At 59.0% G+C, this 20,959-nt stretch carries 22 protein-coding genes; 9 read left to right on the forward strand and 13 right to left on the reverse strand.

Annotated features, from left to right (window positions below):
* Positions 1-2: 2 nt before the first annotated feature.
* Positions 3-668, reverse strand: a complete 666-nt coding sequence (locus AP059_RS20475; RefSeq protein WP_059765810.1) for a fumarylacetoacetate hydrolase family protein — start codon at positions 666-668, stop codon at positions 3-5.
* 132 nt (positions 669-800) lie between these two features.
* Positions 801-2,195: an FAD-binding oxidoreductase gene (locus AP059_RS20480; RefSeq protein ID WP_059765813.1), complete on the reverse strand. Its 1,395-nt coding sequence runs from the start codon at positions 2,193-2,195 to the stop codon at positions 801-803.
* A gap of 206 nt (positions 2,196-2,401) precedes the next feature.
* Between AP059_RS20480 and serA the strand changes: the two genes are divergently transcribed.
* A complete protein-coding gene (serA, locus tag AP059_RS20485; protein ID WP_048363906.1) occupies positions 2,402-3,631 on the forward strand; it encodes a phosphoglycerate dehydrogenase in 1,230 nt (409 codons plus the stop codon).
* A gap of 63 nt (positions 3,632-3,694) precedes the next feature.
* Here serA and AP059_RS20490 read toward each other — a convergent pair whose 3' ends face one another.
* Complete coding sequence (locus AP059_RS20490; protein WP_059765815.1) at positions 3,695-4,120, reverse strand: DUF4399 domain-containing protein; 426 nt, start codon at positions 4,118-4,120, stop codon at positions 3,695-3,697.
* 136 nt (positions 4,121-4,256) lie between these two features.
* Here AP059_RS20490 and AP059_RS20495 point away from each other — a divergent pair, with 136 nt between their 5' ends.
* Positions 4,257-4,898 (forward strand): transporter substrate-binding domain-containing protein, encoded by a 642-nt coding sequence (locus AP059_RS20495; protein ID WP_059765817.1) that lies wholly within the window; start codon positions 4,257-4,259, stop codon positions 4,896-4,898.
* Positions 4,899-4,989: 91 nt separating this feature from the next.
* Here AP059_RS20495 and AP059_RS20500 read toward each other — a convergent pair whose 3' ends face one another.
* Positions 4,990-5,910 carry a zinc ABC transporter substrate-binding protein gene (locus tag AP059_RS20500; protein WP_048364281.1) on the reverse strand — a complete coding sequence of 307 codons (921 nt, stop codon included), beginning with the start codon at positions 5,908-5,910 and terminating at the stop codon, positions 4,990-4,992.
* Between the two features lie 66 nt (positions 5,911-5,976).
* On the opposite strand from AP059_RS20500, the gene AP059_RS20505 reads away from it, so the two are divergent.
* The 4 genes from AP059_RS20505 to AP059_RS20520 are packed head-to-tail and all read left to right on the forward strand — an operon-like array spanning position 5,977 to position 8,782.
* Complete coding sequence (locus AP059_RS20505; RefSeq protein WP_048363903.1) at positions 5,977-6,459, forward strand: Fur family transcriptional regulator; 483 nt, start codon at positions 5,977-5,979, stop codon at positions 6,457-6,459.
* Positions 6,459-7,247 (forward strand): zinc ABC transporter ATP-binding protein ZnuC, encoded by a 789-nt coding sequence (znuC, locus tag AP059_RS20510; RefSeq protein ID WP_048402058.1) that lies wholly within the window; start codon positions 6,459-6,461, stop codon positions 7,245-7,247. The genes AP059_RS20505 and znuC overlap by 1 nt, the downstream gene beginning before the upstream one ends.
* Positions 7,240-8,028, forward strand: a complete 789-nt coding sequence (gene znuB, locus AP059_RS20515; RefSeq protein WP_059765820.1) for a zinc ABC transporter permease subunit ZnuB — start codon at positions 7,240-7,242, stop codon at positions 8,026-8,028. The genes znuC and znuB overlap by 8 nt, the downstream gene beginning before the upstream one ends.
* A 37-nt stretch (positions 8,029-8,065) precedes the next feature.
* Positions 8,066-8,782 carry a PA5502 family lipoprotein gene (locus tag AP059_RS20520; RefSeq protein ID WP_059765823.1) on the forward strand — a complete coding sequence of 239 codons (717 nt, stop codon included), beginning with the start codon at positions 8,066-8,068 and terminating at the stop codon, positions 8,780-8,782.
* Positions 8,783-8,872: 90 nt separating this feature from the next.
* Here AP059_RS20520 and katE read toward each other — a convergent pair whose 3' ends face one another.
* Complete coding sequence (katE, locus tag AP059_RS20525) at positions 8,873-11,065, reverse strand: catalase HPII (protein WP_082706854.1); 2,193 nt, start codon at positions 11,063-11,065, stop codon at positions 8,873-8,875.
* Between the two features lie 200 nt (positions 11,066-11,265).
* Here katE and AP059_RS20530 point away from each other — a divergent pair, with 200 nt between their 5' ends.
* From AP059_RS20530 to AP059_RS20540, 3 genes are all read left to right on the forward strand, one after another.
* Positions 11,266-12,273, forward strand: a complete 1,008-nt coding sequence (locus tag AP059_RS20530) for a methionine ABC transporter ATP-binding protein (protein ID WP_059765828.1) — start codon at positions 11,266-11,268, stop codon at positions 12,271-12,273.
* A complete protein-coding gene (locus AP059_RS20535) occupies positions 12,273-12,947 on the forward strand; it encodes a methionine ABC transporter permease (RefSeq protein WP_048363897.1) in 675 nt (224 codons plus the stop codon). The genes AP059_RS20530 and AP059_RS20535 overlap by 1 nt, the downstream gene beginning before the upstream one ends.
* Before the next feature lie 83 nt (positions 12,948-13,030).
* Positions 13,031-13,801 carry a MetQ/NlpA family ABC transporter substrate-binding protein gene (locus AP059_RS20540; RefSeq protein WP_059765830.1) on the forward strand — a complete coding sequence of 257 codons (771 nt, stop codon included), beginning with the start codon at positions 13,031-13,033 and terminating at the stop codon, positions 13,799-13,801.
* 94 nt (positions 13,802-13,895) lie between these two features.
* Here AP059_RS20540 and AP059_RS20545 read toward each other — a convergent pair whose 3' ends face one another.
* The 8 genes from AP059_RS20545 to ctaD form a co-directional block, all read right to left on the reverse strand.
* Positions 13,896-14,531 carry an SCO family protein gene (locus AP059_RS20545; protein WP_059765833.1) on the reverse strand — a complete coding sequence of 212 codons (636 nt, stop codon included), beginning with the start codon at positions 14,529-14,531 and terminating at the stop codon, positions 13,896-13,898.
* The gene (gene cyoE, locus AP059_RS20550; protein ID WP_059765836.1) at positions 14,528-15,427 is read right to left on the reverse strand and encodes a heme o synthase; all 900 of its coding nucleotides are present in this window, start codon (positions 15,425-15,427) and stop codon (positions 14,528-14,530) included. The genes AP059_RS20545 and cyoE overlap by 4 nt, the downstream gene beginning before the upstream one ends.
* Positions 15,424-16,494, reverse strand: a complete 1,071-nt coding sequence (locus AP059_RS20555) for a COX15/CtaA family protein (protein ID WP_059765839.1) — start codon at positions 16,492-16,494, stop codon at positions 15,424-15,426. Before AP059_RS20555 ends, cyoE begins: the two co-directional genes overlap by 4 nt.
* Positions 16,495-16,504: 10 nt before the next feature.
* On the reverse strand, positions 16,505-17,098 hold the full coding sequence (locus AP059_RS20560; protein ID WP_059765841.1) for a hypothetical protein: 594 nt from the start codon (positions 17,096-17,098) through the stop codon (positions 16,505-16,507).
* Positions 17,073-17,810, reverse strand: a complete 738-nt coding sequence (locus tag AP059_RS20565; protein WP_059765844.1) for an SURF1 family protein — start codon at positions 17,808-17,810, stop codon at positions 17,073-17,075. Before AP059_RS20565 ends, AP059_RS20560 begins: the two co-directional genes overlap by 26 nt.
* 10 nt (positions 17,811-17,820) lie before the next feature.
* The gene (locus AP059_RS20570) at positions 17,821-18,708 is read right to left on the reverse strand and encodes a cytochrome c oxidase subunit 3 (protein WP_059765846.1); all 888 of its coding nucleotides are present in this window, start codon (positions 18,706-18,708) and stop codon (positions 17,821-17,823) included.
* Between the two features lie 12 nt (positions 18,709-18,720).
* Positions 18,721-19,290 (reverse strand): cytochrome c oxidase assembly protein, encoded by a 570-nt coding sequence (locus tag AP059_RS20575; protein ID WP_048363889.1) that lies wholly within the window; start codon positions 19,288-19,290, stop codon positions 18,721-18,723.
* Between the two features lie 68 nt (positions 19,291-19,358).
* Positions 19,359-20,951 (reverse strand): cytochrome c oxidase subunit I, encoded by a 1,593-nt coding sequence (gene ctaD, locus AP059_RS20580; RefSeq protein ID WP_048402066.1) that lies wholly within the window; start codon positions 20,949-20,951, stop codon positions 19,359-19,361.
* Positions 20,952-20,959 lie beyond the last annotated feature (8 nt).

Genomic DNA, 20,959 nt, shown 5'->3' on the forward strand with positions numbered 1-20,959 from the left:
GATTAGCGAACGTTGCTTTCGAAACGGCTCACGCCCGGCAGCTCCAGCACCAGTTCATCCCCGATATTCAGCGGGCCAACGCCCACCGGGGTGCCGGTCATGATCACGTCGCCGGCTTGCAGCGAAAAGCAGGCCGCCATGTGCTGAATCATCGGCACAATCTTGTTGAGCATCAGGGCGCTGTTGCCGTCCTGACGCACTTCACCGTTGATGGTCAGGCGGATGCCGATGTCTTCCAGATCAGGGAAGGTGCAGCTCGGTACAAACGGCGCCAGCACGCAGGCGCCGTCGAACGACTTGGCGATTTCCCACGGCAGGCCTTTGCTTTTCAGCTCGGCTTGCTTGTCGCGCAGGGTCAGATCCAGGCCCGGCGCGAAACCGGAGATGGCGTCCAGTACTTCTTCGGCGCTTGGGTTGTTGGACAACGGCTTGCCGATCAGCACCGAAATTTCGGCTTCGTAATGCACCGAACCGCGCTCGGCCGGGATGGCGAAACCGCCTTCAAGCGCCACCACACAACTGCCGGGCTTGATAAACAACAAAGGTTCAGTAGGGATCGGGTTATCCAGCTCTTTGGCGTGCTCGGCGTAGTTACGTCCGATGCACACCACTTTGCCGATAGGAAAGTGAATCCGGGTACCGTCGAGATACTGGTGCTGATAGCTCATTGACCGACTCCGCTGTTGGATGCTGTTTCTTGAGTCGCTGGCGCAGGTTGCGATGGGGGTTGCCAGGCCATCGAGGGAACGGATGGCTTCGCCAGCCTTCGCAGCCTGCGGCAGCGACTACACCTTCATGGCTTAAATCGCAAAAATCTTGCCGGGGTTCATGATGCCGTTCGGGTCGAACGCGGCCTTGATCGCCTTCATGTACTCGATCTCCACCGGCGAGCGGCTGTAGGTCAGATAGTCACGTTTGGTCATGCCCACACCGTGTTCGGCCGAGATCGAACCGTTGTATTTCTCAACCGTCTCAAATACCCACTTGTTCACCGTCGCGCACTTGGCAAAAAATTCGTCCTTGCTCAGGTTTTCAGGCTTGAGGATGTTCAAGTGCAGGTTGCCGTCGCCGATGTGACCGAACCAGACGATTTCGAAATCGGGGTAGTGTTCGCCGACAATCGCGTCAATTTCTTTCAAAAAGGCCGGGACTTTCGACACAGTGACCGAAATGTCGTTTTTGTACGGCGTCCAGTGGGAAATGGTTTCGGAGATGTACTCGCGCAGTTTCCACAGGTTTTGCAGTTGGGTTTCGCTCTGGCTCATCACGCCGTCCAGCACCCAGCCTTGTTCCATGCAGTGCTCGAAGGTTTCCAGCGCCGCGTTGGCCACCTCTTCAGTGCTCGCTTCAAACTCCAGCAACGCGTAGAACGGACAGTCGGTTTCGAACGCGGCAGGCACATCGCCACGCGCCATGACTTTGGCCAACGCTTTGTCAGAGAAAAACTCGAACGCGGTCAGATCCAGCTTGTTTTGGAAGGCGTGCAGTACCGGCATGATCGAGTCAAAGTCGGCCGTGCCGAGCACCATCGCCGTCAGGTTTTTCGGCGCACGGTCCAGGCGCATGGTGGCTTCGACCACAAAGCCCAGCGTGCCTTCAGCCCCGATAAACAGTTGACGCATGTCGTAGCCGGTGGCGTTTTTGATCAGGTCTTTGTTCAGCTCCAGCACGTCGCCCTTGCCCGTGACGACTTTCATGCCCGCCACCCAGTTACGGGTCATGCCGTAGCGAATCACCTTGATCCCGCCCGCATTGGTACCGATGTTTCCGCCAATTTGGCTGGAACCCGCCGACGCGAAATCCACCGGGTAGTACAGGCCATGGTCTTGCGCGAGGTTTTGCAGGTGTTGAGTCACAACCCCCGGCTGGCAGACCACGGTGCGATCAGTCAGGTTGATGTCCAGCACCTGGTTCATGTAGTCGAATGACACCACCACTTCGCCATTGGCCGCCACGGCGGCTGCCGACAAACCGGTGCGCCCGCCTGAAGGCACCAATGCCACGTTGTGCGCGTTGGCCCACAGCACAATGGCCTGCACTTGCTCAGTGGTTTTGGGGAACACAATGGCCACGGGGGCCGGGGCGAAATGCTTGGTCCAGTCCTTGCCATAAGCATTGAGGGAATCGGCGTCGGTCAGAACCTTGCCAGGCTCTACCAGGGTCTTTAGCTCATCAATTACGGCAGGATGGGTCATCAACAGAACTCTCGAACAATTCATGGTCATCCTGAGAACGCTTCACGTCGCAGGAATGGGTGTTTAGCGGGGCGCTTATGCTAGCATACGGCCCCCCCGTAGAATCGAGACGTAGGACGATTCTCGGTGCCGGTCTTCACGCCGGCCAGGTCAGCTCAGGCTGTCCACTTCCCTGCCATTTTTCTCTGGGACACAGGTTTACGCAGATGAGCAAGACTTCTCTCGATAAGAGCAAGATCAAGTTCCTTCTTCTTGAAGGCGTCCACCAATCCGCTGTTGATGTTCTCAAGTCCGCCGGGTACACCAGCATTGAGTACATCACCAGTTCCTTGCCTGAAGCCCAGCTGAAGGAAAAGATCGCCGATGCCCACTTTATCGGCATCCGTTCCCGTACTCAGCTGACCGAAGAAGTGTTCGATTGCGCCAAGAAGTTGGTGGCTGTTGGCTGTTTCTGCATCGGTACCAACCAGGTCGACCTCAACGCTGCTCGCGAACGCGGTATCGCTGTTTTCAACGCCCCTTACTCCAACACCCGTTCGGTGGCCGAGTTGGTGCTGGCAGAAGCGATCCTGTTGCTGCGCGGTATTCCTGAGAAAAACGCTTCCTGCCACCGCGGTGGCTGGATCAAAAGCGCAGCCAACTCCTTCGAAATCCGGGGCAAAAAGCTGGGTATTGTCGGCTACGGCTCGATTGGTACACAGCTGTCGGTCTTGGCTGAAGGCTTGGGCATGCAGGTGTTCTTCTACGACACCGTGACCAAACTGCCGTTGGGTAACGCCACGCAAGTGGGCAACCTGCACGAGCTGTTGGGCATGTCGGACATCGTGACCCTGCACGTTCCAGAAACCGCCGCCACCCAGTGGATGATCGGTGAGAAAGAAATCCGTGCCATCAAAAAGGGCGGCATTTTGATCAACGCTGCCCGTGGCACCGTGGTTGAACTGGACGCCCTGGCCGACGCGATCAAGGACAAGCACCTGATCGGCGCCGCCATCGACGTGTTCCCGGTGGAGCCGCGCTCCAACGACGACGTGTTCGAAAGCCCGCTGCGCGGCCTGGACAACGTGATCCTGACCCCGCACATCGGCGGTTCCACCGCTGAAGCGCAAGCCAACATCGGTCTGGAAGTGGCAGAGAAGCTGGTCAAGTACAGCGACAACGGTACGTCGGTATCGTCGGTCAACTTCCCGGAAGTGGCCCTGCCGGCTCACCCTGGCAAGCACCGTCTGCTGCACATCCACCAGAACATTCCGGGTGTGATGAGCGAGATCAACAAGGTCTTCGCCGAAAACGGCATCAACATCTCCGGCCAGTTCCTGCAAACCAACGAGAAAGTTGGCTACGTGGTCATCGACGTCGACGCCGAGTCCTCGGACCTGGCGCAAGAGAAGCTGCAAAGCATCACCGGCACCATCCGTTGCCGCGTGCTGTTCTAAGCAGCAAAGCGCTGTACGAAAAAGGGAGACCCTCGGGTCTCCCTTTTTTATGCGCGGGCGTTATTACTTCACGTTGACCGTGATTTTTTTCGACACGATCACCGGTTCGAAGGCCATGTGGTTTTTATCAGCCAGCTCCAGCTGCAACGTGTGCTTGCCGGGGGCCAGGGTCACTTCGGTTTCGGTCTGCGCTTTGCCGAAGTGAACGTGGTTGGCATCTGCCGGGATCACCTGGCCCGCCGCAATCGGCTGGTCGACGTCGATCAACAGGTGATGATGGCCCGTGTGGGGGGTCTGGTCGCCAGCGGGGGCCAGCTTGATGCCTTCAACACCGAATTTGACGGTGAAGGTTTTGTCCACGGTGGCGCCGTCAGCCGGGGAAATGATGGAAACTTTTGCGCCTTCAGGGGCCGCAGTAGCAGCCATCGCCATGACCGAAGCGCCCATCAACATAGAAGCCAGTGCAACGCGAGACAGTAGATTTTTCATTTATTTCTCCGTTTTTCACAAAATTCATAGGGTTAAGACAACTTCGCGTCGCTACGCTGTCCAACCCGCAGTTGACCAACATAAAGCAAAGTGAGCGCTTATTGCGAATCGCTTGCATCCGTTCAAAGGAGTGACCATGCGCCTTTTGCCTGGCCTGATGCTGTTATTGCCACTGGTGAGCCCTTTGGCTCAAGCCGAATTAATCGATGACGTTAACGATCGGGGCGAGCTGCGCATTGCCCTTGAAGCTGACGTGCCGCCCTACAGCTTCAAACAGGACGGGCACTTGACCGGCTTTGAAGTGGAATTGGGCGAGCTGCTGGCGCAGGAGCTGGACGTGAATGCCTCCCTGCTGGTGACCGACAGCAACGACCTGCTGCAAGGGGTTGAGAGCGGTAAATACGATGTCGCGCTCAACCACATGGCTTTGACCCCGGACCTTGAGAATCGGTTCGATTTCAGTGAGCCTTACGGTTACACCCAACCGCGCGCAATCAATCGAGCTGCGCAACCACAAACGCCTACGGCCCTTGAAACCTTTCAGGGTCAGCTCATAGGCGTAGTTCAGGGCAGCCCGTTGGTCGAACATCCGCCACGGGTAACCGTCAAGGACACACGCCCGGTTGAAGATCAGAGGGGGACGTTGGCGATCCCGTTTCAGAAAGGCAACCCGGCGTTCCACAACAGCCTGGACAAAGCGCTCCAGCGGATAAAGGCAGATGGCCGGCTAGCGGCCCTGTCGCAGAAATGGCTGGGGCCGCAAACGCCTCAGCCGTAGGCGTGGCCCACTCAACCCCCCTCGCCATCAGGCAGATGCCCTGAAAGCGGGGGGGTTGACGGGTAACCTGGTGAGCTTGCGTCTACACGCCTTACAGGCTTTCCAAACAACTCGCCAAGTCGTTACCCAGTTTTTCCAGCAACTGCTCGTACCCTTGGGCCGTCGCAGGGGTGAAGCCACCCAAAGCATCCAGCTCTGCCAGTTTGACCGGCATCCCGGCCGTCAGGGTTTCAGCCAAACGCGGACGCAAGGGCGGTTCACTGAACACGCACGTCTTGCCCACTTCCTCCAGACGTTTGCGCATGGCCGCCACGTGCTGCGCACCCGGCTGTACTTCGGACGCCACACTGAACACGCCCGCATGTTTGAGGCCGTAAGTGCTTTCGAAGTAGTCATACCCTTCGTGGAAGACGAAGAACGGCTTGTCGGCGATCCCGGCCAGACGCGCTTTCAGGCGGGCATCCAATGCGTCAAGGCGCTCATTGAACGCTTTCAGGTTGCGCTGGTATCTGGCCGCGTTCGGCGCGTCTATCGCGCTGAGGTCCGCGGCCATTTTTGCAGCGATGACCCGGGCGTTGTCTGGCGCCAGCCACAGGTGGGCATCCAGGGTGCCGGGGCGATGATCGTGATCATGCTCGGCCGCATCCTCATCATGCGAATGACTGTCTTCAGCAAAATGGCGCAGTTTGAGACCCGGCAAGGTCTGCACAGATACCGAAGGCGCGGCACGCCCCGTCAGCACCCGCGGCAAGAACCCTTCCATGTCCGGGCCAATCCAGTACAGCAGGTCTGCGGACTGCACCCGCCGTACGTCGGAGGGGCGCAGCGCAAAGCTGTGGGGCGATGCATTGGGTGGCAGCAGCACTTCGGGCTGGCCCACACCGTCCTGTACAGCCGCGGCAATCAATTGCAGAGGCTTGATGCTGGTCAGCACGTTAACGTCCGCTTGAACCGGGCCAATCACCAGAAAACTGGCACTGAAAGCAAGAAAAATCGAAAAAAGACGAGACACGATGAGCACTCAGAGTGGTTGAAACGGGTAACATAATAACGTCTCTCTCAAAGATCGTCGCCGCCCATGCCTATTACGCCGCTTGCCAGCCGTCCTCACGACCATTCCCATTGCGTTCACAGCGCCCTCAGCGAGGCCGATACCTTGTGCGCGCAAAAGGGCCTGCGCCTGACCGCGCTGCGCAAACGTGTCCTGGAACTGGTGTGGCAGAGCCACAAACCGCTGGGCGCCTATGACATTCTGGCCGTGCTCAGCGAACAGGACGGGCGCCGCGCCGCGCCGCCGACCGTTTATCGGGCACTGGACTTCCTGCTGGAAAACGGCCTGGTGCATCGTATTTCGTCGCTCAATGCGTTTGTGGGGTGCAGCCATCCTGAGCACCCGCATCAGGGTCAATTCCTGATTTGCCGCACCTGCCACGCGGCCATTGAGCTTGAACAAAAGTCCATCAGTGACGCCATCGTCAACAGCGCACGCGATGTCGGCTTTACTGTCGAAGGCCAGACCGTCGAAGTGGTCGGGCTTTGTTCGGGTTGCCGGGAGGCCTGATGAGCACTGCGTTGATTCGTCTTGAACACGTCACCGTGACGTACTCCGGGCAAAACGTGCTGGACAATATCGAGCTGACGGTTGAGCCGGGCCAGATCGTGACCCTGATTGGCCCCAACGGCGCCGGTAAAACCACATTGGTCAAGGCGGTGCTCGGCTTGCTGAAACCGACGAGCGGTAGCGTATGGCGCAAACCCAAACTGCGCGTGGGTTATATGCCGCAAAAGCTGCACGTTGACCCGACGCTGCCCTTGTCGGTGCTGCGTTTTTTGCGACTGGTGCCCGGCGTTGATCGCGATCAAGCCTTGGACGCACTCAAAGAAGTGGGTGCCGAGAAGGTCATCGATAGCCCGGTGCAAAGTGTCTCGGGTGGCGAGATGCAGCGTGTCCTGCTGGCCCGGGCCTTGTTGCGCAAACCCGAACTGCTGGTGCTCGACGAACCGGTGCAAGGCGTCGACGTAGCAGGCCAGTCCGAGCTGTACGCGCTCATCACCCGCCTGCGTGATCGTCATGGCTGCGGCGTGTTAATGGTGTCTCACGACCTGCATCTGGTCATGAGCACCACCGACCAGGTGGTGTGCCTCAATCGCCATGTCTGCTGCTCGGGCCACCCGGAACAGGTCAGCGGCGACCCTGCTTTCGTTGAGCTATTCGGCAAAAACGCACAAAGCCTGGCGATTTATCACCACCATCACGACCACGCCCATGACTTGCATGGCTCGGTGGTCAACGAAGGTGCCGCACCGGCACCGGCACACGTTCATGGAGAAGGCTGCAAGCATGGCTGATTTTCTGTTTTACGCCCTGCTGGCAGGTTTGGCGTTGGCTGTGGTCGCAGGCCCCCTGGGGTCATTCGTGGTGTGGCGACGCATGGCCTACTTCGGCGACACGTTGTCCCATGCCGCCCTACTGGGCGTCGCCCTCGGCTTTTTGCTGGACATCAGCCCCACCATTGCCGTCACCGTCGGTTGCCTGCTGTTGGCCATCTTGCTGGTTACGTTGCAACAACGTCAGCCACTGGCTTCCGACACATTGCTCGGAATTCTCGCACCCAGCACCTTGTCCCTCGGGCTGGTCGTACTAAGCTTCATGCATGAAGTGCGGATCGACCTCATGGCCTACCTGTTTGGCGACCTGCTGGCGATCAGCCCCACAGACTTGATGTGGATCATCGGCGGCAGCGCCGCCGTACTGGCGCTATTGGTCGCATTGTGGCGACCGCTGCTGGCCATTACAGTGCACGAGGAGCTGGCCACCGTTGAAGGCTTGCCCGTTGCCGCATTGCGCATGACCCTGATGCTGTTGATTGCCGTCGTGATTGCGGTCGCGATGAAAATCGTCGGGGTGCTGTTGATTACCTCGCTGCTGATCATCCCGGCGGCCGCTGCACAACGTCACGCCCGTTCACCTGAACAGATGGCGTTGGGCGCCAGTTTACTGGGGATGGTGGCCGTGTGTGGTGGCCTGGCGTTGTCATGGTTCAAAGACACACCCGCCGGGCCGTCAATTGTGGTGTGTGCCGCTGCACTGTTTCTGCTGAGTTTTGTTCTGCCCCGTCGAGGGGTGTAGACTTGCTCGTTTTTTGCGCACTTAGAGAGCCGCAGGAATGAAGCTGTTCAACTATCGATATATGCTCCTGGCCGCATTTTGTGTGCTGCTGGGTGCTTGCCAAAGCACACCGACTGCCGACCAGATCGCGCAGCAACAACGTGCTGCGGCCATCGCTCAGCTGGAGCAAAACCTGGCCAGCAGCGAACTTGCCACCGCCGAAGACGAATTGGCGACCTTGCAAGCCCAAACCCCGGACGACCCGCAGTGGGTGCAGTACCAGCGCCAACTGGCTGAAGCCTACTTGCAACGCAGCCAGATCTTCCTGCAAAAGGGCGATGTGAATGCAGCCGCCACGGCGCTCAGCCGTGCCCGCACCTTGATGCCCAAGGCGCCTGCACTGACCAGCGGCGTCAACAGTGCCATTGCCCATGCACGCAAGGCCGAACTGGACAAAGCCGAAGCCGCCCTCAAGGCTGCCGAAGCGCGCCCACCGGCCAAAGTCATCGACCCCGCCGCCGAAAGCACCACGGTGTCGTTGAACATCGCCGATATTAAGAAACTTCGCCATCAACTGGACTTGATCGCGCAAGATATCGTCAATTACCAATGTGGCGTCACCTTGCAGGTGCCGCGCACGGCTGACTACCCTTGGCTGGCCACGCTGATCAGCAAACGCGTTAAAAAGCTCAACCCGGATTTCGACCTCAAGCTTGAACGCCAGATCGTGCGCCACGTACCGGCGCAAATGGTGCTGATCCCCAGCAAACCCTAAATCCGCGCGCCCCCACAGTGCCTGCGGGTGGCCGCAGGTTGCGATCTTTTGATGGATCGCAGCCTGCTCCCTCCGTTAAAAAGTGCTACATCACGCCGGAATCGCCTTAGCCTTCGGCTCCCGCGCCCATACCCGATGCTGGCCAATGGCGGCAAAAAACGCTTTAACGTCCTTGGCGTCCTTGAGCACCAACAACCCTTCGTCCGCCTGCACATGCAGCACGTCCAGGAGCTGACTGGCTTCGCCGTGCAAGGCAATCGCCTTCAAGTGCTTGTAGGCTTCCAGCACATAATGCAAAGCCACCCCGTCGCCGCTGAGCGCCTTGATTGAGGCCGCACCGCCCGGCACATACACCGCGTCAAACGCCACCGAAGGCAAACCTTCCATCGACGCATCCACAGGCAACAACTTGCCATCGGCCGTTTTCACGGGCGCCGAAGTCGGCCCCAGTAATTTGGCGTGCGCGCCTTCTGCCGCCAGCGCCTGTTTGATGGCCTCAATCGCCGCACCATCAACACCGTTGGCCGCCAGAATCGCCACTTTTCGGGTTTTGATATTGCCCGGCAACAAGTTGGCCTGGCTCAACGCGGGCGACTGACTGAGGCTGGTTTTGCGTGCTGCGACCGTGCCCGCCTTGGGTGCAGGCAGCCCGAGGTTGTCAGCCACACGCTTGGCCAGCTCAAGATCAATGTTGGCCAGAATCTCATTCACTTGGCGTGCCCGAATGTGCTCGCGCTCGACCTTGCCCAACTCAAAGCTGTACGCCGAGATGATGTGCTCTTGTTCATGCTTGCTCATGCTGTGGAAAAACAGCCGCGCTTGCGAAAAATGATCGCTGAACGAGTCGCTGCGCTGGCGAATTTTGTTCGCATCAATGCGTTCCGGGTAGCTTTCAAACCCCCCATCGCGTGCAGCCGGCGGTGTTTCTTTCGGCCAGCCACCATCAATGGAGTTCGGCTCGTAAGACGCCCGACCGGTATGAATCGTGCTGCGATGCTGCGCATCGCGCTGGTTGTTATGGAAGGGCGCTACGGGGCGATTAATGGGTATCTCATGAAAGTTGGGCCCGCCCAGACGGCTGATCTGCGTATCGGTGTAGGAAAACAGTCGACCTTGCAGCAACGGGTCGTTGGAAAAGTCGATCCCCGGCACGATATGACCGGGGCAGAAGGCGACCTGCTCGGTCTCGGCAAAGTAATTGTCAGGGTTGCGGTTGAGCACCATCTTGCCCAGCGGGGTGATCGGCACCAACTCTTCGGGGATCAACTTGGTAGGGTCGAGGATGTCGAACTCGAACTTATGCTCGTCCGCCTCGCTAATGATCTGTACCCCCAACTCCCATTCCGGGTAATCGCCGACTTCAATCGAGTCCCATAGGTCGCGGCGATGGAAGTCGGTGTCTTTGCCTGCGAGTTTTTGCGCTTCATCCCACACCAGCGAACACGTGCCCGCGCTGGGGCGCCAATGGAATTTGACGAAATTGGACGTACCCTCAGCATTGATCAGCCGAAAGGTATGGACGCCGAAGCCCTGCATGCTGCGCAGGCTTTTGGGAATGGCGCGGTCAGACATCGCCCAAATCACCATGTGCGCAGACTCTGGCACCAGCGACACAAAGTCCCAGAAGGTGTCATGCGCCGAACCGCCTGTAGGAATCTCGTTATGCGGCTCAGGCTTTACGGCATGCACAAAGTCAGGAAACTTGATCGCATCCTGAATGAAGAACACCGGCATATTGTTGCCGACCAGGTCGAAGTTGCCTTCGTCGGTGAAAAACTTCACAGCAAACCCGCGGACATCACGCACGGTATCGCCGGAGCCGCGCGGCCCCTGCACGGTCGAAAAACGCACAAATACAGGCGTCTTTTTGCTCGGATCTTGCAGGAATCCTGCTTTGGTCAACGCCGAATGCGCTTCGTAGGTCTGAAAGTAGCCATGTGCGCCGGTGCCACGGGCATGCACGATGCGCTCAGGAATGCGCTCATGGTCAAAATGCGTGATCTTCTCGCGCATGATGAAGTCTTCCAGCAACGAAGGGCCTCGGGCGCCCACTTTGAGGGTGTTTTGATTGTCTGCAATCTTCACCCCCTGGTTGGTGCGCAGCGCTTGATCGGTCGCGTCATCCCTAAAAGGTTGGAGGCTGTCGAGTTTGACGTTCGTGTTGCCACGATCCAAGGTGTCGGTTCCGGCCATCTGGCTCTTGTTCGAAGACGGTTTTTTGCTGCTCATCAGACTAAACTCCTTGTTGGCAAAAGCCCCATTGGCCGGGCTTTGTAGACAAATGTCCCGAGACGGGAAGTGAGTTGCTCCACTAGTGACTGGCGGCCCTTGGCAGCGTTCCTTTTTTCTGACCTTTGATCGTCTTATTGCCAAATCAAAGGTTCGCGCACAAATAAATGCTAAGAACCTCTATACGGACAGGCTAAAATGCGCGCCCGGCTTACCGCTGATCTTCTTTTTACGCGCCCCACAAGGTTCGCTACGTGATTGAGTTTCATAACGTTCATAAAACTTACCGGGTCGCCGGTAAGGACATTCCCGCGCTGCACTCCACCAGTTTGCGTGTCGAGAGCGGCCAGGTGTTTGGCCTGATTGGCCACTCCGGCGCGGGCAAAAGTACATTGCTGCGCCTGATCAACCGCCTCGAAACACCGAGCGGTGGCCAGATCATCGTCGACAACGAAGACGTCACTGCGATGGACGCCAACGGCCTGCGCCGTTTCCGTCAGCAGGTGGGCATGATCTTCCAGCACTTCAACCTGCTGGCCTCCAAGACGGTGGCTGACAACGTGGCGCTGCCGCTGACGCTGGCTGGCGAACTGTCGCGCAGTGAGATCGAGCAGCGCGCCGCTGAACTGCTGGCCCGTGTCGGCCTGGCTGACCACGCCAAAAAGTACCCGGCGCAACTCTCGGGCGGCCAAAAACAACGGGTGGGGATTGCCCGCGCCTTGGCCACCAAGCCCAAAGTGCTGCTGTGTGACGAAGCCACCAGCGCCCTCGACCCGCAAACCACGGCCTCGGTGCTGCAATTGCTGGCCGAAATCAACCGCGAGTTGAAGTTGACCATCGTCCTGATCACCCACGAGATGGACGTGATTCGTCGCGTGTGTGATGTGGTCGCGGTTATGGATGCGGGCAAGATCGTGGAGCAAGGCCCGGTGGCCGATGTGTTCTTGCACCCCAAGCACCCGACCACCCGGCGTTTTGTGCAGGAAGACGAGCAAGTCGACGAAAGCGAACAGCGCGACGACTTCGCTCACGTGCCAGGCCGCATCGTGCGCCTGACCTTCCAGGGCGAAGCTACCTACGCACCTTTGCTGGGCACCATCGCCCGTGAAACCGGTGTGGACTACAGCATCCTGGCTGGCCGCATCGACCGCATCAAAGACACCCCTTATGGGCAACTGACCCTCGCCATCACCGGTGGCGACATGGACGCTGCTTTCGCGCGCTTCACCGCCGCCGACGTCCATATGGAGGTGCTGCGCTAATGGAAACCCTCTTGAGCTTCTTCTCTAATATCGACTGGTACGAAATCTGGCTGGCCACGGGCGACACCATGATCATGCTCGGCGGCTCGCTGCTGTTCACGGTGCTGCTCGGTTTGCCGCTGGGCATCCTGTTGTTCCTGTGCAGCCCGCGCCAGTTGCTCGAACAAAAGACCCTGTATGCAGGCCTGTCGTTTGTGGTGAACATTCTGCGCTCGCTGCCGTTCATCATTTTGCTGGTGGTCATGATCCCGTTCACCGTGCTGATTACCGGCACCTCACTGGGTGTGGCAGGCGCGATTCCGCCACTGGTGGTGGGCGCCACGCCGTTCTTTGCGCGGCTGGTTGAAACGGCCTTTCGTGAAGTGGACCGCGGCATCATCGAAGCCACTCAGGCAATGGGCGCCAACACGCGTCAGATCATTACCAATGCGTTGTTGCCCGAAGCACGCCCCGGCATCTTTGCTGCGATTACGGTGACCGCCATCACGCTGGTGGGCTACACCGCGATGGCAGGCGTTGTCGGCGCAGGTGGCTTGGGCGACTTGGCCATCCGCTTCGGCTACCAGCGCTTTCAACCTGACGTGATGATTGTCACGGTGGTGCTGTTGCTGATTCTGGTGCAAATTCTGCAAACCGTTGGCGATCGGCTGGTGGTGCACTTTTCGCGCAAGTAAGCGCGACCTCTCGTTAATAAACGTAACCGCCAGCTTCGCGGCTGGCAGGCACCTGAAGACAGGTGTTCACAAGGAGTTGCTGAATGAAGAAGTTATTTGCTGCTGTGGCCGCTGTAGCGGCGTTTTCGGCACAGGCCGACACGTTGACCGTGGCGGCTTCGCCGGTGCCGCACGCCGAGATTCTGGAGTTTGTGAAACCCGCGCTGGCCAAAGAAGGCGTGGACTTGAAGGTCAAGGTGTTCACTGACTACATCCAGCCAAACGTACAAGTGGCCGAAAAACGCCTGGACGCCAACTTCTTCCAGCATCAGCCGTACCTGGATGAATTCAACAAGGCCAAAGGCACGCAACTGGTCAGCGTGGCCAGTGTTCACCTTGAGCCACTGGGTGCTTACTCCGCCAAACACAAGAAGCTGGACGAGCTGCCAAGCGGCGCTAACGTGGTGATCCCCAACGATGCCACCAACGGCGGCCGTGCGCTGTTGCTGCTGGACAAGGCGGGCCTGATCAAGCTCAAAGACTCGACCAACATTCTGTCCACCATCAAAGACATCACCGAAAACCCGAAAAACCTGAAGTTCCGCGAACTGGAAGCCGCCACCATCCCGCGCGTGCTGACCCAGGTTGACCTGGCGCTGATCAACACCAACTACGCGCTGGAAGCCAAGCTGAACCCGGAAAAAGACGCGCTGGTGATCGAAGGCAGCGACTCGCCTTACGTGAACATTTTGGTGGCTCGCCCGGACGACAAAGACTCGGCAGACATGAAAAAGCTGGTTGCCGCACTGCACACGCCTGAAGTGAAAGCCTTCATTCTTGAGAAATACAAAGGCGCCATCGTCCCGGCGTTCTAAGCACTGCCCCTAAAAGCGGGTGCAGGCTGCGAGCAGTTGATTTTAAAAGCTCGCAGCCTGCGCCAGCGCCTACAGAAAATTTTGTCCCCCCCACTTACTTCCTCTCAACCAACCCCGGCAACTGGGCAACCATCTTTTGGTTGTTGAACGGTGCGCGGATGAAACCTCGCTGTGTGCCGTCCGGGCCAATCAGCGCCAGATTGCCGCTGTGATCGACCGTGTAGTTAGGCTTGCTGGTGTCCGCCGGAATAAACGGGATGCTCACCGCATTGGCCAACGTTTGCAGCGACTCAATGGAGCCGGGTGTCAGGCCCACAAACTGCGGGTCGAAGTAGCCCAGGTACTGTTTGAGCTGCTGCGGCGTATCGCGATTGGGGTCGACGCTGACCAGCACGATTTGCAGTTTGTCCTGCACCTCTTTAGGCAATTCACTTTTGATCTGACGCAGCTGGGCCAGGGTGGTCGGGCAGATGTCCGGGCAGAAGGTGTAGCCAAAGAACAGCAGGCTCCACTTGTCTTTCAGCTCATTCATCACCACCGGCTGGCCGTCCTGGTTGGTCATTTTCACGTCCGGCAGTTGGCGACTCTGCGGCAGCAAGATGATCCCCGCATCGATCAGCGTGGTGTTGTCGGCCTGACCTTGGCCCGACATGATTTTGTTAAACGTCAGGCCCATGATCAATGCCACCAGCGCAACGAGGATATAGACGGTTTTTTGAGTTTTAGTCATAGGTTCAACACTAAGTAGTGGTCGACAAGCAGCGCGATGAACAACGCAAACAGGTAGCAAATAGAGTACTTGAAGGTGTTGATCGCGGCGTGCGGCAGGGTGCCACGGTACAGCACCCACGCCCAATGCAGAAAGCGTGCGCCCAACCCCAGTGCACAGGCCAGATAGAGCACGCCGCTCATGTGGATCACAAACGGCAGCAAGCTCACCGCCAGCAGCACGCAGGTGTACAGCAGGATGTGGACTTTGGTGTAGTGCTCGCCGTGGGTCACGGGCAGCATCGGGATGTCGGCCTTGGCATATTCAGCCTTGCGGTGAATGGCCAGCGCCCAAAAGTGCGGCGGGGTCCAGGCAAAGATGATCAACACCAGCAGCAGCGGTTCGGCACTGATATGCCCGGTCACGGCAACCCAACCCAACAGCGGCGGCGCAGCCCCGGCCAGCCCGCCAATCACAATGTTCTGCGGCGTGGCGCGCTTGAGAAAGCCGGTGTAGATCACCGCATAGCCCAGCAAAGACGCCAGCGTCAGCCAGGCCGCCAGTGCGTTGGTGAACACCAGTAACAACGCCAACCCACAGACCGCCAGCAACAGGGCAAACGCCAGCGCCGACGCAGCAGACACGCGCCCCTGCGCCAGCGGGCGCTGCTGAGTGCGCGCCATCAGCGCATCAATGCGCCGGTCCACCACATGGTTAACGGCCGCTGCGCCGCCAGCGCACAAGCCGATGCCCAGGTTGCCGAACACCAGCACCGTCCACGGCACACCTGCGCGCGTGGCGAGAAACATGCCCACCAGCGAGGTGATGAGCATCAACACCACCACCTTGGGCTTGGTCAGCTCCAGATAATCACGCCACAACGCCTGACGCGGCCTTTCGCCAAGCAAGGTCGTCATGGCAGTTCTCCTTTGAGCAGGATGGGGCTGGGGGCCGGACGCCGGGGGCTGAAACGCCAACGGGCCAGACGTGGAGCTTTAACCCTGACCAGCGCCGTGCGCGCGTGGTAATTAACCAGCACCAGCGTCAGCAGCAACGCTGCACCACCCGCGTTATGTGCCACTGCGACGGCCAGCGGCAAACCGAACAGCACATTACTCAGGCCCAGGCAGATCTGGAGCGCCAGCGCTGACAGCAGCAACCCCGCCAGACGCGTCATGCCCACGCGGCGTAATTGCCAGGCCAGCCCCAGCAGTACCAGCGTCAGTAACAGTGCGCCCAGGCGATGGGTGAGATGAATCGCGGTACGTGCATCGCTGTCCAACTGGCCGCCCAAGTAATTGAGACCAATGTGTTGCGTAAGATGAAAACCGTTTGCAAAGTCGGCGTCTGGCCACCACTGACCGTGGCAGGTCGGCAAGTCGACGCAGGCCACCGCCGCGTAATTGGAACTGACCCAGCCGCCCAGTGCGATTTGCACAATGGCCAACACCAGCCCGGCCGTTGCCCAGCGCTGTAAACGCCGAGGCACGGCGAGGGCGGGCAACACGCCGGACAAACGCAACGTCAGTAAAAACAGCAGGCTCAGGGTCGCAAAACCGCCGAGTAAGTGCCCCGTCACCACCTGCGGCCACAGCTTGAGGGTGACCGTCCACATGCCAAACGCAGCCTGCGCCAGCACCACCACTAGAATGAACACCGGTAACTTGAGTGGCTGGTCGGCCACATGCCGTTGGCGCCAGGCACGCGCCGCCAGCAGGGCAATCACTAACGCCAAGGTGCCCGCAAAATAGCGATGCACCATCTCACTCCAGCCTTTTTCGACGTGCACGGGGGTGTCTGGAAAGTGCAGCTCGGCATGGGCCAACTGCGCATCCGTGTTGGGCACGCTGATAAAGCCATAGCATCCGGGCCAGTCCGGGCAACCCAGGCCTGCGTGGGTCAGACGGGTGTAAGCACCGAGCAATACCACCACCAGCGCCAGCAAGGTGGCAAACAACGCGAGGCGAAATCCGGCTTTGGCCATGGCGGTATTCCTATCCGATGTTGGACAGTTTCAACAGGTGGCGCAGGTCGTTGAGCACGTCCTTGCCTTTCACCCGTGGGTCGTAGCGCAGCACTAAATTGCCGTGAGGGTCGATGATCCACAGTTGCGCGGCGCCATTGCCTTGCGCGCCCTGTGTATAACTCGGCAGGTCCAGCGGGTAGCGCTGAAGTTGCGGGTATTCACGTTGCAGCAGGGCCGCGTAGTCATCCGCCAGCGGTTGGGCCATTGCCAACGCATGGGTCGCGCGTGAGGCATCGCGCCCCAGCCCCACTTGAATCTGTCGCGCCAGGTACACCAGTTGCTGGCAGTCCACAGCGCAGGTGCGCGGCGCCGTCACCAGCAATTGCCAGCGTGACTCCTGCGTTTGCACACCCAGCGCGGCGCGGTCCTGACCATTGCCAATCATTTCACCGTGATAGCTGCGGCTGTCGGGCACCCAGAACTTGAGCTTGTACATGCCCGTGGCCAATACCATCGGGCCAAGGGTCAGCAACAGGATAAGGAGCAGTTGCAATCGCCCGCGCCGCCGTGAAGCAGATGTCTGAGTGCGAGCCGTATCAGGCGGATTGATGGCCGTTCCCATGGCGTTTCTCCTGCGCGTTATGCCAACCGAGGTACAGATAAAGACCGCAAAGGGCCAACGCCATGGCGAACCATTGCACGGCATAGGCAGTGTGTTTTTCCGGGCCCATGCCCGTGGCAATCACCGACCAGTCGGCTTGATACGCCACAGGCCCTGGCTGAATACGAATTTCATCTGCACTGCCTGATCGCCCCAATTCGGCCCACAACCTGGCCGGGAATACGGCGGTTATCAGGCGTGGCCAGTCGGCGTGCGTCGGGTCGGCGTGCAACTGGAACGGCGCACCGGGTGATTCATACACCCAGCCTTCAAGTTCCAGCAGTTGATCGGGGGTGCTGAACACAGGCGGTGTACGCCGACTCGGCCACTCGATCCAGCCACGATTGAGCAACAGCCATTGACCGCTGGCCAGGTCCTGAAACGGTTGCAACAGCTCTACACCGACCTTGCCGTCCCGTATGCGGTTGTCCAGCAACAGGCTGTGTTGCGCATCCAGATGACCGCGCAATTGCACCCGTCGAAACGCCGGCTCAGGGCTGTTCAGCAATTGCTCCACGCTGAGCGGTGCAGCGTTGCGGTGCTGGGCATAGGTGTCGAGCAACTGGCGCTTTTGCTCTGCGCGCTGGAGTTGCCAAAACCCCAGCAACACCAACATGGGCAACAGCACAGCCACCACCAACGTGGGCACCAGACCTGGGCGAAAGACCGTCATGATCGGCCGCTTACAACACGTAAACAAACAGGAACAACGCCACCCACACCGCATCTACAAAGTGCCAGTACCAGCTTGCCGCCTGGAATCCGAACTGGTGCTCGGCATTAAAATGCCCGCGCACAATGCGAATCAGCATCACCAGCAAAATCAGGGTGCCGATGGTCACGTGAGCGCCGTGAAAACCCGTGAGCATAAAGAACGTCGCGCCATATACGCCCGAACCCAGCGTCAGCCCCAGCTCTTGATAGGCGTGGATATATTCCTCGGCCTGAAAGCCCAAAAACGCGATCCCCAACAGCACCGTCAGGCCCAGCCACACTTTCAATGCGCCGCGCTGGCCTTTGTTCAACGCGTGATGAGCGAGGGTCAGGGTCACGCTGGAACTGACCAGCAGCACCGTATTGAGCAGCGGCAAGCCCCACGGGTTGATGATGTCTTTGGGCGCGGGGTAGAGGACCGGATCGGGGCTGTGCAACAGCGGCCAGGCGAACTGGAAATTGGGCCACAGCATATGCGCCACCGCCTTGCTGCCTTCGCCGCCCAACCAGGGGCCCGAAAAGTTACGCACATAAAACAGCGCGCCAAAGAAGGCGGCAAAAAACATCACTTCCGAAAAAATAAACCAGGTCATGCCCCAGCGAAACGAGCGGTCCAGCTGTGGGCTGTACAGCCCGGCGCGGCTTTCTTTGATCACCGCCCCGAACCAGCCAACCATCATGTAAGCCACCAGCAGACTGCCGACGAAGAAAATCAACGGGCCATGGGACTCGGGGCGCGTGGCCTTGAGGTCGTTGAACCATGTGGCCAGGCCGCAGACCGTCACCAACAGACCGATGGTGGCAATGATCGGCCACTTGCTTTGAGCCGGGACGTAGTAGTGATCAGGGGTTGCCATGGAGCGTTCTCCTTATCGGGCTGGCCGGGCGACGTCATTGCCAGCAGCAGCGACGGGCGGTTGGCGCGCGGTGATATCGAACAGCGTGTAGGCCAGCGTCAGGTGCTTCACGTCCTTGGGCAGGTCGCGGTCGACGATAAAGCGCATCGGCATTTCAATGCGCTGCCCCGGTTGCAGCACTTGTTGGGTGAAGCAAAAACACTCGGTCTTGTGAAAATACTGCGCCGCTTGCGCCGGTGAGATGCTCGGCACCGCTTGCGCTGACATCGGATGGTCGGAGGGGTTGGACGCCACAAACACCATCTCGTAGACGCCGCCGGGGTTGACCACCAACTGTTCGCCCTTGGGGTAAAACTCCCACACCATGCCCAGATTATTGGTGGCCAAAAACTGCACCCGCACCTGACGGCGGGTGTCGACCACTTGCTCGCCTTCGTACTGCCCGGCGGTTTTACCGTTGATGCCAAATGCGCGGCACATCACGTCGTAGATCGGCACCAGGGCAAAGCCGAAGGCAAACATCACCACCACCATCAATGACAGGCGGATAACGAGACGCTTGATGGATGTTGAGTCGGCCATAGACGCTCCTGTTGCCTATAAAACCCCAACCCTCTCCCACCGGCAGAGGGTGGGTGAGGGCCAGCGGTTCACCTGATGTCTGGCGGAGTCGTAAAGGTGTGATACGGCGCGGGCGAAGGCACGCTCCACTCCAGGCCTTCAGCCCCGTCCCACGGCTTGGCCGGCGCTTTAGGCCCGCCGCGTATGCATTTGATGACAATGAACAGAAACAACAGCTGCGTGGTGCCGAACATAAACCCACCGATCGACGACACCATGTTGAAGTCCGCGAATTGCAGGTTGTAGTCAGGAATCCGTCTCGGCATTCCAGCCAATCCCACAAAGTGCATCGGAAAGAAGGTCAGGTTCATGCCCACAAACGACAACCAGAAATGCAGCTTGCCGAGGGTTTCGTCGTACATGTGGCCGGTCCATTTCGGCAACCAGTAATAGGTCGAAGCGAAGATGCCGAAGATCGCACCTGGCACCAGTACGTAGTGGAAATGCGCCACGACAAAGTAGGTGTCGTGGTACTGGAAGTCAGCGGGCGCAATGGCCAGCATCAACCCGGAAAACCCGCCGATGGTGAACAGGATCACAAACGCCACCGCGAACAGCATCGGCGTCTCAAACGTCAGCGAGCCTTGCCACATGGTGCTGGCCCAGTTGAACACCTTGACCCCGGTCGGCACCGCGATCAGCAACGTGGCGTACATAAAGAACAGCTCGCCCACCAGTGGAATGCCGACCACGAACATGTGGTGCGCCCACACGATAAAGGACAAGAAAGCGATGCTTGCCGTGGCATAAACCATCGAGGTGTAGCCAAACAGAGGCTTGCGCGAAAAGGTCGGGATGATCGCACTGACAGCGCCGAAGGCCGGCAGGATCATGATGTACACCTCGGGGTGCCCGAAGAACCAGAACACATGCTGGAACAGCACCGGGTCACCGCCCCCCGCAGCGCTGAAAAAACTGGTGCCAAAGTGGATGTCCATCAGCATCATCGTCACCACCCCGGCCAGCACGGGCATCACGGCGATCAGCAAGAACGCGGTGATCAGCCAAGTCCAGACGAACAACGGCATTTTCATCAGGGTCATGCCGGGCGCACGCAGGTTGAGGATGGTAGCAATGACGTTGATCGCGCCCATGATGGAACTGATACCCATCAAATGGATGGCAAAAATGAAATACGTCACGCTCTCGGGTGCGTACGTGGTGGACAACGGAGCGTAGAAGGTCCACCCGAAGTTCGGCCCGCCACCGGCCATGAACAAGGTCGATACCAGCAGCAAAAACGCGGCGGGCAGCAACCAGAAACTGAAGTTGTTCATGCGCGGCAGCGCCATGTCCGGCGCACCGATCATCAGCGGAATCATCCAGTTGGCCAGCCCGACAAAGGCGGGCATCACGGCGCCAAACACCATGATCAGCCCGTGCATGGTGGTCATCTGGTTGAAAAAGGCCGGTTCGACGATCTGCAATCCCGGTTGAAACAGTTCGGCACGAATGACCATCGCGAACGAGCCACCGAGTAAAAACATGCAGAAGCTGAACCACAGGTACAACGTGCCGATGTCTTTGTGGTTGGTGGTCAACACCCAGCGCATCAGGCCTTTGGCGGGGCCATGAGCATGGTCGTCGTGTGCAGGCCCGTGGTCATCAATAACAGCACTCATGTTCTGAC

The sequence above is a fragment of the Pseudomonas sp. TAA207 genome (genome assembly GCF_001529285.1).
In the GTDB taxonomy this organism is placed as follows: domain Bacteria; phylum Pseudomonadota; class Gammaproteobacteria; order Pseudomonadales; family Pseudomonadaceae; genus Aquipseudomonas; species Aquipseudomonas weihenstephanensis.